The organism is Paenibacillus wynnii (assembly GCF_030812855.1).
In the GTDB taxonomy this organism is placed as follows: Bacteria; Bacillota; Bacilli; order Paenibacillales; family Paenibacillaceae; genus Paenibacillus_AQ; species Paenibacillus_AQ wynnii_A.
The window spans coordinates 60,623-74,357 of sequence record NZ_JAUSTK010000005.1 but is presented as its reverse complement, the minus strand read 5'-3'; the positions used below and the strand labels follow the sequence as shown (position 1 = coordinate 74,357).

The following is a 13,735-nucleotide window of genomic DNA, read 5'->3' as shown; positions in this document are numbered from 1 at the left end:
TGGATACTTCTCCTACAATTAGGCAAAATACCATTACTATTATTTTCAAAGGTTGGGAATCTGATGGATAACTTTAGTAACAACGACAATAAGAACCGCCGATACAAAGCCCATGTCAGTATATTCGGCACAACTCAAATTCACTTGCAGAACCCCTATATCATCGCTTGGTGGTCAGCTGCATTCCCTGGCTTCGGTCATCTTCTGCTCAACAAATATCTACGTGGGCTTTCCTTGTTTACATGGGAAGTAATAGTCAACTACAACTCTAAAATCAACATAGCCATGGTACATTCATTTTGCGGGGACATTGAAATGGCAAAAGAAGTGTTAGAACTAAGATGGATGCTTATGTACATACCTGTGTATATTTTCGGGATTTGGGACAGCTATCGTACAAGTGTTGATATGAACAAAGTATTTCTGCTGGCTGATAGAGAGAATGCTCCCTTTAATACTTTTTCCATTGGAGCCCTTGAAGTTAACTACTTAGATAAAAGAAACCCCATTATGTCCGTTGTATGGTCATTGTTTACACCGGGGCTTGGACAATTGTACATCCATCGCATTCTAACTGCTTTATTCTCCCTTGTATGGACGATTCTCTTTCTGTATTTCTCTAAGTCTTTGATTGCAGTGCATTACCTTTTCCTTGGAGATATTTCACATTCGACAGCAGTGCTGGATAAAGAATGGCTGTTATATATACCTTCGATGTGGGGATTTGCTGTTTATGATTCGTATATAAACACGGTGGAGAATAACAGGCTGTTCGAAGCGGAACAAAAAAATTATCTTATCAATCATTTTCAGAATCCAAATTTTAAGATTAAAAAAGAGAAAGCGGTGGACCTTCCTTGATCCAAATCTTCTCCACTTTTGAGCATTCCATAAATTTAGAATTAGCCATTAGTTCGCTTGAAGAGAACGGAATCCAAAAAGAACATATCTTTGCTGTCCCTTTAGCCAATCGCAAAAAAGAACGCAATCTCTTCGACAGCATACATAATGCAGATGGTATTTCACTGGTCAGCACAGGTGCAGCATTAGGCACTGCTTTTTCGGTTATTGGAGCAAGCATAGGTTTCAAGCTGCAGTGGGGTCCGATTTATTGGGGACTTATCGGTGCCATATCAGGTTTTTTATTAGGTTTTTTGATTGATTTGTTTTATTACAAAATAGTTCGGAGAAGCCACAGGATTCTACGGGGAAAAAGACCTGAAGTCATATTGATTATAGAATGTGATGAGGCAAAGGGAGATACCGTGGAACACATTCTTTGGCATCACTTTGCCTTAGGGACAGCACGGATAGGTTAACCGTCCTCCTAATTTTTTGATTTGCAGAACCGTCTATAGATCCTCAGTAACTGCATTATAGAGGTATGCCACTCGATATATTTTAATCCGTGAGTAAAAGAGAGCTGAAGTTTCACATCATAGATGAATAACTTAACACCTCTTTTGTGATACTAGAACTGAGGAGGCGATTACAATGGAACAAGGAAATACACAGCAAAATCAGCAGGAGGAAGTTGTTGCCGTTAGAAAAAACGGAGATGGCGATATTGTTGATTTGAAGTTAACTTCCGGAAAAGTTGTCGATTATAAAACCGCCCAGTCGATGGTAAAGAATAATGAAATTCAGAACTTAAACGTCTTTAAGGGTCGGGATAACGAAGAGCATCTCAGATCCAACGCAGATGGACGTAAAGACAACAATCTTGATAATTTGCCCAACTTTTAATCTACTATCACTTATAAGACAGAAAAAAAGGCCCAGCATCCGCTGAGCCTTTTGTTTTTTATAGTGTATAAAACTCAAGTATCGCAACACATTTTATTAAAGAGCTTTTTGCATCCGCACATGAAGAATCCCTGCATCATAGAAAGGCTCGGTAGAAATAACCTCATAGCCCAGCTTAGTATAGAACGGTTCTGCCTGGCATTGTCCATCCAATATCGAAGTCTCCAGCCCTAGCTCACGGGCCATTTCTTCTAGAGCCAGCAGAAGTACACGTCCATACCCCTTAGAACGATAATCCTTTAAGACAGCCACACGCTGCATTTTGGCAGCACCCGCTTTGTAATAAATCAATCTCCCAGTAGCGACGGCAATTCCCTCATCCATAAGGAGGATATGATAAGCATTACAGCCAATCACATCGTACTCATCAATTTCCTCTTCAGCCGGTACCTTTTGTTCCTCTACAAATACCTTTGTGCGAATATCCAGCCCCACCTGAAGCTGCTCCTCTGTCGTAACACGTACAATTTCAGCTGCCATCACCCTAAACTCCTCTCTCTATATCCAAACGATAATTGACCCATTATACAGAACATTCTTTTTTCTGTATAGCCGTGTCCTCGACCTGTATAAGAGAGTTTCCAGCCTTACCCCGATGTCGACCTTAATCGGCGGTGTAGACATCTTCAGGAATGGACCGGTCGTATACATCCTGCATAACTGGAGTCAAAGGTTCGTAACGGGTGTCTGTATGCAAACTTTCTTTCATAGACGGCATTTCTCTTAGTTCCTTATATACCGGAGCTTGCTCCTCTTTGGAACAACCTGCAAGCACCAATAGCAGTAATACAAACGCTGCTGACAACCATCTTGTTTTGTAAGGCAAAATTATAAACCCCTTTCGTCTTTACCCTGCTGCAACACATCGTTAACAGCTTTGACGATTTGGGTCATTCTAAACACTCGGAGGTTTACAGATTACACATTGCCTACAGCATGCACCAAATACATCATACCAGCTAAGAATCCGGCTAAAAGAAAATAAGCTGTGCCGTACTTCCAGCGTGCGCTAACAGGTACATCGTAGTATTTATCATTATCAAAGACTGTAAGTTGTACCTCCAAATGCATTTTGAGATGCAATCCATTTTCTAATAATACCCTTTCCAAACCTATAACTTTGACTTTATGGATTAACCCTTGCAGGGGAAGAGGCATTGTACCTTCAAACTTCAGACCTTCCCATTGTGTTGTAACGTACTGCTGTTGATTCATATCGCTATAAGTGCTGAAAGGCAGATCTCTTCGATGCTCGGGTCCCGGAATTAGATACCCCTCAGCCAGCAAAGGCTCCACTGGAATTAAAAAACCTCTCGTAATAGACTGCAGCCCACTCTTTTTGCGCCGCCGGATATACTTATTAAACAAATCATAGGCAAATAGTGCCCAAATGATAAAGAACAAGATCGATTTTAAATAAAGAATGACGACCAGACCGCCTACAAGTCCAACCAACCATAACCAGCGTGTAACCGCGATAGCAATACGGCCTCCGTCCAGCGGATGGATCGGCAGCAAATTAATTAAGTTCAGAAAGAAACCAATATAAGCAAGTGAAAACAGCAGCGGACTATCCATATAATAAGCTGCTCCAAAAACGGCTACTGCCCCCAATGTACCGAGCACCGGACCGCCAAAGGCAATATAAGCTTCCGTCTTGGCATCCAGTGGACGCCTTTTCATAGCAATTAAAGCCCCGACGAAAGGTATAAATAACGGAGCACTGACCGGAAGGCCTTTCTGCTTGGCCGCAATAACGTGACCCAACTCATGTACAAGCAGGAGCAGTACAAAACCTGTTGCGAATCCCCAAGGGTAAATAAGTGCGTATGCCCAAATCGAAACCATCATTGAAAGAAGAGGGCCGACAATTTTACTGAACTTCAGAATGGATAAAAGAGCCTTTCCTTTAACTAATAAAAAAGCAGCACCGCCGCCTAACCATTTTAGCGGATTTAGATTATTTTTTTTCGGTTCATTTTGCGACAAGTTCTCAAACTCCTTCATCTTAAATTTATCTATGCAGTTCACAGTTGGTTGTATCCTTCTATTTTAACATAGCGGCACGGAGTTTTCCTCTTCGAGGGAGTAAGCTGACCGCCTATATATAAAGGGTTGAAGAATGCAGCACGTTTCCCGAAAAAAGCAAAAAAGAGCGGGATACGCCTATTTATCTGACTTCTTTGGAGGAAAAATAAACAAGAGACCCCGTCGGCGTAAATGCCGGCGAGGTCTCTTGTTTGTCCAGATATTAACGGCTGACCATTATTAAGACAGCCGTTAGTCGTCGTATCATCTATGTGGATGTTGATCGTTGTTTTTGAATTTAACAACTTCATCCAGATCCTTGATCATTTCTTTGCGGCGATCATTCTTATCCTGCTGCATTTGCTGGGCCTGGTGGCTGTTCACGGGGTCTTGCTCCAGCTCTTTAACAGTATTGATTAAATTTTTATCCGGTATGTTGGAATGCTCCATGGTTTTGCCTCCCTCTATTCAATTTCAAGTTCTGTTATATGTTCCTCATGAAGGTACCGAACTATACAAGCTTTCATCTATGTTTTTAAACTCCTATGGTCAAGTTTTATTTAAATTTTAAAATCGACAAAACAAGACACTTTAATTTAATATACTACTATAAGGCTCTACAGCTTTACTTTCGGCATAAGCGCCCGAATGGAAGGGGACAAAAGGATTGAACCTGTCGGAAGTTTTATTAACCTTAGTCGTTTATTTACTCCCTATGCTGTTCTTTTTCTATATGGGTCTTGATGTTCTGGTACGAAATCCAAAAAAAACCGAACATAGGCTGGTCAGCCTGATCACTGCATGCTATTTCCTGCTGTTCCTCGAAGAGTACGTCCGATTCTTATTGCCTATTAATTATAGTCCTCCATTGACTGCAATAATGTTTTCTAGTATAGGCATTATGCTTCCAGGACTTGGCTTTCACTTCTTCGCCAAAATAACAAGGATGGATATGCGGTTACCTAAGCTATTGAACCCGTATATTTTTTATGTCCATCTTCTGATCATCCCCATAAATATATTCGGGAACAAAAATTTCATATCCTCTCAAAAGTTCATAACAGCCGGAGTTTGGAAATGGCCCGTCTTTAACTCTGCTTATTATGCGGGGCTGACCGTCAGCATTCTGATTAGCGCTCTAACCTTGTTGATACTGTTCAAAGCTAAGTCGAGTACAAGTTCACCTGAGTATAAAGCGATTTTTAATTTGATGATTGTGGGCACTATTCTAACCTTAGGTTGGACTGGTGTATTCGGATACTTTCGATTTGGAGAAAAGATTCCCCCTTTCCCCTATTTATACGCAGGTATTATATGGTGCTTCCTTCTCCAGCTTGCCATGAAAAAATATGAGTTTCTGAACTTCAATAACCAAAGGTACGAGAAACTGTTCAATCTCAACCCTGCAGCTATATTACTTATTGAAATTTCAGGCATCATAAAGGAAGCCAATCCCAGCGCCAGATTAATGCTCAATCATATTGATCTGGATCACGCGGTACTGAACGCTTTAGCTAGTGCAGAGCTTAGTAACAGCCTGAAGAAAAGACAGGAAATTAAGGAGCTGGAGACATCCATTCAAAACGGGGACCAATTTTTAGACGTTCTAATTGATGGTGATTATGTCACCGTGGATAATCAGCCCCATGTCATTTTGATCATTCGAAATATAACCTTACAGAAGGAGAATCAGAAACAAATTGTTTTCCTCGCTTACCATGATCCTTTGACCCTGCTTCCGAACCGGAGGTACTTCTACGAAAAGCTGGCTGGAGCTATTAATGAGGCTAAGTCGCTTGGTCATCATTTGGCAGTTATTCTTATCGATCTAGATGATTTCAAGGATACGAACGATAGATATGGGCATGAGGCAGGAGATGAGGTGCTGCGGCATACCGCACACTTGATCAAGGAGGTTGTAGGCCAAAAGGGCGTAGCGGCAAGATTGGGCGGAGATGAATTTGTACTTTTCCTAAGTCCCGTTCCGTCTATTTCATATGTTCAGGATACCCTCCAGCAGTTAGAAACCAAGTTCTTGCACTCCGATCTACAGTATAAGGATAAAAGCCTCACTATTAAAATGAGTATGGGTTTTAGCTTTTATCCGGAGGATGGACAAGACGAAGATACTATTCTGAATAATGCAGATAAAGCCATGTATCGTACCAAAAGAAATCGGAAGCAGCTTCTGTAGAGGACAACTGCCCTATGATTCCACCATCTCACCTCCGCCAACATGAAGAATTTGCCCCGATACATAGGCAGAATCATCTGAGGCCAGGTATACATAAGCCGGTGCTAATTCAAAAGGCTGCCCTGCCCGTTTCATCGGAACCTCTGTTCCAAAGGTCTTAACCTTTTCTGCCGGGAAGCTTGCCGGAATTAAGGGTGTCCAGATGGGCCCGGGGGCTACTCCATTCACCCGGATTTTCTGATCTACTAATGAAAGTGAAAGAGCTCTAGTAAACGATACGATAGCCCCTTTCGTGGAAGAGTAATCAATTAACGTTTTCTCTCCCCGATAAGCGGTCACAGATGCCGTGTTGATGATAGAACTGCCAGCCTTCATATGGGGCAGAGCCGCTTTAGTAATATAAAAATAGGATAGGACATTCGTCCGAAACGTCGTATCCAATTGGGCACTTGTGATATCAAGAATACTCTGCTGAGGAAACTGGACGGCGTGATTATTCACAAGAACATCAATCTTCCCGAAGGCCTCCACCGCTTTCATAACAGCAGACTTGCAGTTCTCCTCTTCCTTTAGATCCGTGGTCATGGTTAAGCATTTTCTTCCGAGCTGCTCTATTCGCTGTCTCGTCTCAGCGGCATCCTGATGTTCATCATAATAAACAATAACTATATCTGCACCTTCCTTGGCAAAGGCGATTGCCGTTGCCCGACCAATCCCGCTGTCCCCGCCTGAGATAAGGGCAACTTTGTTCGTAAGCTTTCCGCTTCCTATATAACTTGGATTCTCCGAGATGGGACGAGGAACCATTAAGTATTCAAATCCCGGCTGCCTCCTCTGTTCCTGCGGTGGGAATGTCAGCGGAACGTTCTTACATTGAACCTCCGAACTATAATATGGATAAGACGGATACATGGCCGCTTCTCTCCTTTATGTTCAATTCGTGTAATAACGTTATTAAACAGATAGAGAAATCATATGCGGCTATGCTAGGCCATTATGTGCTTATGAAAATGTATGATATTCGCGGACTGACTAAAAAACAATTGCATTCAACATTATTCCTATGGTATTATAAATTTCGTTGCAGGACGGTAGCTCAGCGGGAGAGCACTATCTTGACAGGGTAGGGGTCATGGGTTCGAATCCCATCCGTCCTATATGTTCAATTGTAGTAAGGGTTTGAATCATATTCATCCCTCATCTATAATTGGTGGTCACACTGTGACCCGTTTATAAAATAAAAGACCATTACTTTTAAGGACACATAATCCTTTAAGGTGGTGGTCTTTTTGCTATTAAAATTTGCTCTCTCCGAATTCAAATCAGACCGGATGTATCGTAATGTCTCTGATCGTACTCTCACCGCTTACATGGGACTAATGAATGAATTCCACCAATACTGTGTTCAGCATGAAATCATTAATGTTGAAGATTGCACAGCATCATTTGTTAAACAGTATTTGTTACAGTGTAAGGAAAAAGGTAATAATCCTACAACGGTAAACTCCAAGTTACACATCCTCAAGATATTTTTCAATTACTTTGAAACTGAAATGGAAGTATTCACTCCTAAAACCAATCCAACCAAACGAATAATCTTTGCCAAAGAAGATGTTAAGATTGAAGTTTTCACCGATGCTCAAATTAAACAAATGTTACGCTTTTACCAATCCATCAAATATCGTGACAAATCCTTATATGCTTATCGTGATTACTTTCTTATTATTTGGCTGTTAGGCTCTGCGTGTCGTTTAGGCGAGACAGTGAGTTTAAGATGGTCAGACGTTGATCTAGTGAATCAAGTTATCACTGTTAATGGTAAAAAGAGAGTTGCCAGTAGTATTCCAATGTCAGACAGATTGAAGCGTGAATTTATTGAGTATCGTATATTCGTTGAGAAATACTTTCCAACTATGCCTGAAACAGTGTTTACAGATCGGAAAGGAAAACAGTTAACAGATAACGCCTTGAAAATGGTATTCAAACATTTGAAGGTAATTATGAACTTCAAGAATGTACGTCTCTCCTGTCATACATTCAGACATACCGCAGCCCACTCCATGATTATGGCTGGTTGTGATATTGGAACAATTCAAAAATTACTCAGACACAGTAACATCTCTATGACCCTGAAATATTTCTCACTTTGGGGAACGGCATTAGCCGAACAGAATGAGAAATTCAATCCTCTGAACAATATGGATATATAACTCTAAAAAAAACTATAATTTTAAGGGAGATAATTAAAAATGGAAACGACTGAGATGATTGAATTGGCTAAATATGCGCTTGTATTGACTATACCTTTTGAATTAATAGGAGTATCCGTTGGTAAAACTTATCCAATCCTAACGAATGAATTTAGTGGTGAAATGTATTTAATTGACGATGATGGCAGAGAAAACTCAGGTGCGCTCATGATGTGCGAGACAATGTTGTTCGTGTGATGACTGTTTAGTAAAACATTAAAACCCTTATAATCTTATAGGGTTTTTTTTGATTTGCTAGCGCTTTAGAAAACACCTTAAACCCCATATATACATTGACTATTTTAAGAATTCTTATCAATCGTAATGTGAGGGGTAAAGTAGAAAAAGTGTTAGCATTTAGAATGGTATTTATCAGTATGAGAAGCGTTAGCAAATAGAAATAGAAATCCGACAATTAGAAAACTATATAAACCTGTGTTTTATCAACGTTTACTAGGCTAAATTCAACATTTCCCATGTTCTATTTATCAGTATGGGTAGTAAAATTGTTACTTTTTAGAAAAACGCTGTAACCCTTGCGGCTCTAAGGTTGAGGTCACTTTCCGAAGGTTTATTTATCAGTGTGAAGTTATAACGTGGTATTTATCAGTATGGGAGACATTCACCAATATCTCATTTTAACTGAAAAACGACACAAAAAAACCTGAAATCCCTTACTCCATATACGATCTCAAGGTTCCCATATGATAGAAGATAATAATAGGAAACTGTCCATAAATGAAATGAGTCAAAATAACCATATAAAATATAGTTTTTTTAACACTCTGATAATTTTTATATATGAGGAACTATGGAAGTGCAAAATGCACCTCTAAAAAAAAGCGATAAAAATGACTTTCTCCATTAAACCGCTAAATCATTGATTCATTTGATACTATTACAATTTTGTCTATTACGGATATAGAAGCAGAATAAAATGTTAAGGGTTTAGGATTTCTCCGTATACCGTGAAAACAATGGGTTAAATGTGAGTAGACAACACGATCTTTGGTCACCTAGCCATATAAACAAAGGGAATTGTTCAAAATCGTAATGGTCTTTTAAGGAGAGCATAATAAACTTTACCATTTAGAAATCAATTCTAATCGTTTAGAATACCCTTGTTTTACCTATGTTTTATCAAGGTTAATTCTCTCTATAGATTTTTTTATATAGTGATAGAATAAGCGGATTTAAATCTGTGGACACTTTTGAAATAGAATGTCCAAGTTTAGAAACCCCTTTATTATCCGCATTTTATAAGGCTCAAACAGGTGTAAAGTAAAAACTGCTAATAAGGGATAAAGAACATCAAAATCAGTTCACATGTTTTAGGAATTCAATTCAGGAAAATAGAACCCTTTAATATCATAGGTTTTATAACGCTCATTGCCCTGTCGAGTCAATTTCTTATATATGGAAGAAGGAAGAAAAATGAGAAAGTCTGCTTTAACCTTATAAACATAGACCTTTTTCACCACTTTAAAAGAACGCTAATAAGGGATAAAGAACAGCATTTTTCAGTTTACATTGAAAGTTAGATGCTCCCTCCTACCCCATGCCCCATAAAACAAGTCTTTCATTACAAACACTATTGAAAAAACTCACCGCCATTTCCCCCATATAAATCAACGCTATTTTGCTCATACCTCAAAACACCTAATAGGGAAGAAAGATAGCAGACGTTCCCAATGTGTCATTCTCCAAAGTTTAGCCTGCACGTCAGTCATGTACCAAAACTTTACCACTTAGAAATCACCTCTAACCCCACTTACAATAAGCGTTTCTAAAGATTTTCTATGAGATGTAATGATGAGGAGTATTTGTAAATCTTGTGGACAATTGGGAACGCTGTGTTTTTTATCGTTAAGAGCCATTTTTCAATGTCAAATGGTTAAGTTCACCCTTGAACTTGACCTCTCTAATTAACAATAACCCTACAAATCAACGTTTAAGACAAAATCCTTAATGGTCTTTTAAGGAGAGCAATAGTTAAACCTTGTCACGAAATGCCGACATTCGGTTATTATTCGTTAAAGTCAATGTTTATAAGGTTTTTATACTCATGTTCATAACGAAAAAATCCATTTTCGCTACCACCTATGAATTAAATAACTAATTAAACGTGGATTTATCAAGGCACTTTAAAAATATGTAAATATATGGTTGATGGTGTTTAAGGAGACGTTCCGTGTGTAACGAAAAGTGGCATAAGAATAAACATAAATATAAAAAAAGCGAGAAAATGAAATCAGTTGAAATAGTCATATAGAATATAGGTTTTTTGACACATTACAATATTTTATATATACGATAGTACACCTTAATTTTTCCATTGATCTCATATCAACCGATGTGGCATGAATGAAGGAATTAACGTTACCTTCCTATTCTCTCATGAGGGCATCCAATGGATGTCTTTTTTTAATAAAAAAATTTACATGAGGGAATCGAATAATACAAACCAGAGAGGATGGAATGAATGGAATTTACACCAGAACAACAGGCTCATATTGATCAGATGTTAGCCGACACAAAGGCGACATGGGAAACAGAGGTACTTACTCCACTGACCGCTGAACGTGATGGCTTACTTCAATTTAAACCAGTCGATAAGTCAGATGCAGAAAAGGCACTGGAACAACGTGAAGCAGATTTATTCAAAAAGGAAGTTGGCTTGGAATTGAAAGCCAATAAGATGGATGATTTTGCTGAATTTTTAAATGTGTCCAATGCTGATGAATTGAAAGTTAAGGTTACTCAACTTAACAAGATTTTAGAAGCCAGAAAGATTAACAATGCCTATGTCCCTGAAGACCACAAACAGACAACCGCCTATGATCAAGCAGCCGCTAAGAATGATGTAAACGGCATGATTGGTGCAAAATTAGCAAAACTGTTCAACTAAACCCAAATAGAAAAGGATGATTAATAATGTTTAAAACTACTAACCTTACTGCCGGAGAAAAAATTTCACTGGTGAATGAAATTACAAAAATCGGAATCCAAGACACACCTCTTACTTCCCTGTTGATGGCGAAAGGACTTGTTGGTAAAGCCAACGGAACTGTTCAGACTTGGAGAGAAAAATCCCTTGATACAACTTCTGATATCGGAGCAATTGAAGGATCTGAAACTCCTGTTTTTTATGAATCTGCTCGTGCTGAGTTAAACAACATTCTAGAAATCTTCAGTAAAGGTGTATCCATTTCTGGCACACAGAACGCAATCAATGTAACTGGTCAAGGTAATGTATTCAGTGGTGAAGTTGCTGACCGTCTACTTGAAATTAAAGTAGCAATGGAAAAGGCAATTACTTCTGGTACACGTAATGATGCTTCTTTAACTCCTTTTATTCGCCGTATGGATGGTCTTGAAAAGTGGGCGCATGCTTCTAACCTGCTTACTGGTGCAGCGAGTGGTATTGTGACTGAGGATGAAGTTAAAAACACAGTTAAGAAACTATGGACGCAAGGAAACCAATCTGGTCAATACTTCGCATTGGTTAATGCTGACCTGAAGGAAAAGATTGATGCCTTGTACAAAGATAAATACAGTTACATCGCACAGCAAAATGTGTTTGGTCTGATTGTTGATACCATTCGCACAAACTACGGTAGCCTGAACCTTGTCCTAAGCAGACATGCTTCTGTTGATAAAATGACTATCTTTGATGCTGGCATGTTGTCCCTGGACTATCTCCGTCAACCTGAGTTTGAAGCACTTGCAAAAGTGGGCGATTCTGTTCGTGGTTTGGTTACAGCAGAAGCAACTCTACGTGTAGGTTCCAAGAAAGCCGTTGCACAATACACATTGAAAGCCTAATACATAATCAATTGGGGTTTGTATCTAATACAGACCCCTTTTATTTTATAAATTTATTTAGGGAGATAACAATCATGAATGATCGGATGGAGTGGAAAATTAAGCGGATTCAGCACCAAATTAAACAGAATACCGTAGCAGAACATTTACAATGTTCCAGCACTCTCATATCTCTGTATGAGAACAACAAAGGTGACATGTCAGAATACAAAATCAACCAATATAAGCAATTTATCAGTAATAACTAAACTATAACAAGGTAGGTGTCAAAAATGGATCGACTATTTATTTAACTCCCTTTGTGACTGTGATTGGCTACTGTAAAAGGTAAATTTAAACCAATCGTCATTACATAGGGAGCACCAAAGTAAGAGTTAGGTGATTCTTTATCCATCTAACTATGCAAAAACAACTCAAAGACAAATTTCCACAATGGTGTAATGACTCACAGCACGGCAAATTTAACCTGTGTATGTCTGATGATTTAGATTCCCTGTTCTCTTGTTCAATTCTGAAAAAGTTGTTCGGTTACGAAGTCAAATACTTTTATGATTTTGATTCAATCTATTCAGCACCTCATATTCATAAACCTACAGTATGCGTTGATATTGCCGTTGAACAAGGAATGACATGGGATAATCACGTAGTTAAAATAATGCCAAATGACAGTATAAATCCTCAATCAGCCAACATAAACGCAATCAATGATATCAGCCGCAGGAACTATTTTAACAAGTATGCAGGTTCCACCCTCCTACAAATCATATCCTATTACAATATCCCCATTCCTAAGAGTAGAGAAGCCCGTTTAATCCTCCTAGCCATTGATTCCAGTTACATGGGACATTACAACAAAGATTTTAAGGACACTCATAGACGCTATATGGAACAGTTAGAATTGTATGAGTTAATAGACGTATTGGAACAAGAAACGTCTGTACAGGCGTACTATGATGTTAAACACAAATATAATCTAAACGGCAAGATTTCAATTAACAACGGATATTTGAATACAACAATTGACCTTGTAGCCATGCAAGGCTTATTTGACGTTGACCTGAGATTGTCAGAAGAGAGTTTTATGAAAAGTTATGAGTTCGGTGATCGTGGTAGACACTCTGCTATTGGAATATCAAAACCCGATGTATTCAGTTTCGCCTTAACAAGTAGAAATGAATATAAATATACGACAGCAGGATGCAAGGTAGTTTAACTAAATTGTTGAGGGTACGTAATAATTTCGTATCCTCTCTTTATATTCACATAACTAAAGGAGATAATTAAAAATGGAAAATACACAACGCTATTTTTACTGTTATGACAAACGGCTGCGTAATCAGTTAATGAAGAATAGCCAATCATACATCTGTTCAGGACTCCATCAACAAACACTAAATCCATTCTGGCAATTCCCCTTCACGGAAGAATTGAAGCGTGTCATTACAGAGTATAATCACAAAAAGAAATCGTAATAATATCACCCTTAAAAAAAGTGTGACAAAATGAATTCTAAAAATCGTTAATATATAAGGTTTTAAGTCGTTATATTTGACAAAACACCTAAAGGGGTACAACAACACCTATAATAGTTTGACAAAATAAATTAAAGAGTATACATTTATGAAATATAAGT

The 13,735-nt window shown here is 38.6% G+C and carries 15 protein-coding genes and 1 tRNA gene; 11 read left to right on the top strand and 5 right to left on the bottom strand.

Annotated elements, in window-relative coordinates; genetic code table 11:
- The first annotated feature begins 63 nt into the window (after positions 1-63).
- The 3 genes from J2T20_RS07040 (at position 64) to J2T20_RS07030 (ending at position 1,746) form a co-directional block, all read left to right on the top strand.
- A complete protein-coding gene (locus J2T20_RS07040; RefSeq protein ID WP_307586910.1) occupies positions 64-861 on the top strand; it encodes a hypothetical protein in 798 nt (265 codons plus the stop codon).
- On the top strand, positions 861-1,319 hold the full coding sequence (locus J2T20_RS07035) for a hypothetical protein (RefSeq protein WP_307587220.1): 459 nt from the start codon (positions 861-863) through the stop codon (positions 1,317-1,319). Before J2T20_RS07040 ends, J2T20_RS07035 begins: the two co-directional genes overlap by 1 nt.
- A 175-nt stretch (positions 1,320-1,494) precedes the next feature.
- A complete protein-coding gene (locus tag J2T20_RS07030; protein ID WP_036654754.1) occupies positions 1,495-1,746 on the top strand; it encodes a DUF3892 domain-containing protein in 252 nt (83 codons plus the stop codon).
- A gap of 96 nt (positions 1,747-1,842) precedes the next feature.
- Here J2T20_RS07030 and J2T20_RS07025 read toward each other — a convergent pair whose 3' ends face one another.
- The 4 genes from J2T20_RS07025 to J2T20_RS07010 form a co-directional block, all read right to left on the bottom strand.
- A complete protein-coding gene (locus J2T20_RS07025; RefSeq protein WP_307586907.1) occupies positions 1,843-2,286 on the bottom strand; it encodes a GNAT family N-acetyltransferase in 444 nt (147 codons plus the stop codon).
- 124 nt (positions 2,287-2,410) lie between these two features.
- A complete protein-coding gene (locus J2T20_RS07020; protein WP_307586906.1) occupies positions 2,411-2,632 on the bottom strand; it encodes a hypothetical protein in 222 nt (73 codons plus the stop codon).
- A 92-nt stretch (positions 2,633-2,724) separates the two neighbouring features.
- Positions 2,725-3,795, bottom strand: a complete 1,071-nt coding sequence (locus tag J2T20_RS07015) for a site-2 protease family protein (protein WP_307586903.1) — start codon at positions 3,793-3,795, stop codon at positions 2,725-2,727.
- 303 nt (positions 3,796-4,098) lie between these two features.
- A complete protein-coding gene (locus tag J2T20_RS07010; RefSeq protein ID WP_307586901.1) occupies positions 4,099-4,284 on the bottom strand; it encodes a hypothetical protein in 186 nt (61 codons plus the stop codon).
- Between the two features lie 217 nt (positions 4,285-4,501).
- Between J2T20_RS07010 and J2T20_RS07005 the strand changes: the two genes are divergently transcribed.
- Positions 4,502-6,028 (top strand): GGDEF domain-containing protein, encoded by a 1,527-nt coding sequence (locus J2T20_RS07005; RefSeq protein WP_307586899.1) that lies wholly within the window; start codon positions 4,502-4,504, stop codon positions 6,026-6,028.
- A 12-nt stretch (positions 6,029-6,040) separates the two neighbouring features.
- Here J2T20_RS07005 and J2T20_RS07000 read toward each other — a convergent pair whose 3' ends face one another.
- Positions 6,041-6,940: an SDR family oxidoreductase gene (locus J2T20_RS07000; protein ID WP_307586897.1), complete on the bottom strand. Its 900-nt coding sequence runs from the start codon at positions 6,938-6,940 to the stop codon at positions 6,041-6,043.
- A gap of 173 nt (positions 6,941-7,113) precedes the next feature.
- Between J2T20_RS07000 and J2T20_RS06995 the strand changes: the two genes are divergently transcribed.
- The 7 genes from J2T20_RS06995 (at position 7,114) to J2T20_RS06965 (ending at position 13,315) form a co-directional block, all read left to right on the top strand.
- Positions 7,114-7,185 (top strand) — tRNA-Val (locus J2T20_RS06995).
- A 123-nt stretch (positions 7,186-7,308) separates the two neighbouring features.
- Positions 7,309-8,238 (top strand): tyrosine-type recombinase/integrase, encoded by a 930-nt coding sequence (locus J2T20_RS06990; protein WP_307587218.1) that lies wholly within the window; start codon positions 7,309-7,311, stop codon positions 8,236-8,238.
- A gap of 39 nt (positions 8,239-8,277) precedes the next feature.
- Positions 8,278-8,475, top strand: a complete 198-nt coding sequence (locus J2T20_RS06985) for a hypothetical protein (protein ID WP_307586895.1) — start codon at positions 8,278-8,280, stop codon at positions 8,473-8,475.
- Between the two features lie 2,284 nt (positions 8,476-10,759).
- Positions 10,760-11,185, top strand: coding sequence for a hypothetical protein (locus J2T20_RS06980; protein WP_307586893.1), 426 nt, complete (start codon positions 10,760-10,762; stop codon positions 11,183-11,185).
- A 26-nt stretch (positions 11,186-11,211) separates the two neighbouring features.
- Positions 11,212-12,102: an SU10 major capsid protein gene (locus tag J2T20_RS06975; RefSeq protein ID WP_036654685.1), complete on the top strand. Its 891-nt coding sequence runs from the start codon at positions 11,212-11,214 to the stop codon at positions 12,100-12,102.
- Between the two features lie 74 nt (positions 12,103-12,176).
- Positions 12,177-12,350, top strand: coding sequence for an XRE family transcriptional regulator (locus J2T20_RS06970; RefSeq protein WP_307586890.1), 174 nt, complete (start codon positions 12,177-12,179; stop codon positions 12,348-12,350).
- A gap of 224 nt (positions 12,351-12,574) precedes the next feature.
- Entirely contained in the window at positions 12,575-13,315 is a 741-nt protein-coding gene (locus J2T20_RS06965; protein WP_307586889.1) for a hypothetical protein, read from the top strand.
- Positions 13,316-13,735: the final 420 nt, after the last annotated feature.

Coding starts and splice junctions, on each gene's coding strand:
- J2T20_RS07040 (WP_307586910.1), top strand. CDS start 64: ATGGATAACTTTAGTAACAACGACAATAAGAACCGCCGATACAAAGCC.
- J2T20_RS07030 (WP_036654754.1), top strand. CDS start 1,495: ATGGAACAAGGAAATACACAGCAAAATCAGCAGGAGGAAGTTGTTGCC.
- J2T20_RS07025 (WP_307586907.1), bottom strand. CDS start 2,286: ATGGCAGCTGAAATTGTACGTGTTACGACAGAGGAGCAGCTTCAGGTG.
- J2T20_RS07010 (WP_307586901.1), bottom strand. CDS start 4,284: ATGGAGCATTCCAACATACCGGATAAAAATTTAATCAATACTGTTAAA.
- J2T20_RS07000 (WP_307586897.1), bottom strand. CDS start 6,940: ATGTATCCGTCTTATCCATATTATAGTTCGGAGGTTCAATGTAAGAAC.
- J2T20_RS06985 (WP_307586895.1), top strand. CDS start 8,278: ATGGAAACGACTGAGATGATTGAATTGGCTAAATATGCGCTTGTATTG.
- J2T20_RS06980 (WP_307586893.1), top strand. CDS start 10,760: ATGGAATTTACACCAGAACAACAGGCTCATATTGATCAGATGTTAGCC.
- J2T20_RS06975 (WP_036654685.1), top strand. CDS start 11,212: ATGTTTAAAACTACTAACCTTACTGCCGGAGAAAAAATTTCACTGGTG.
- J2T20_RS06970 (WP_307586890.1), top strand. CDS start 12,177: ATGAATGATCGGATGGAGTGGAAAATTAAGCGGATTCAGCACCAAATT.
- J2T20_RS06965 (WP_307586889.1), top strand. CDS start 12,575: ATGTCTGATGATTTAGATTCCCTGTTCTCTTGTTCAATTCTGAAAAAG.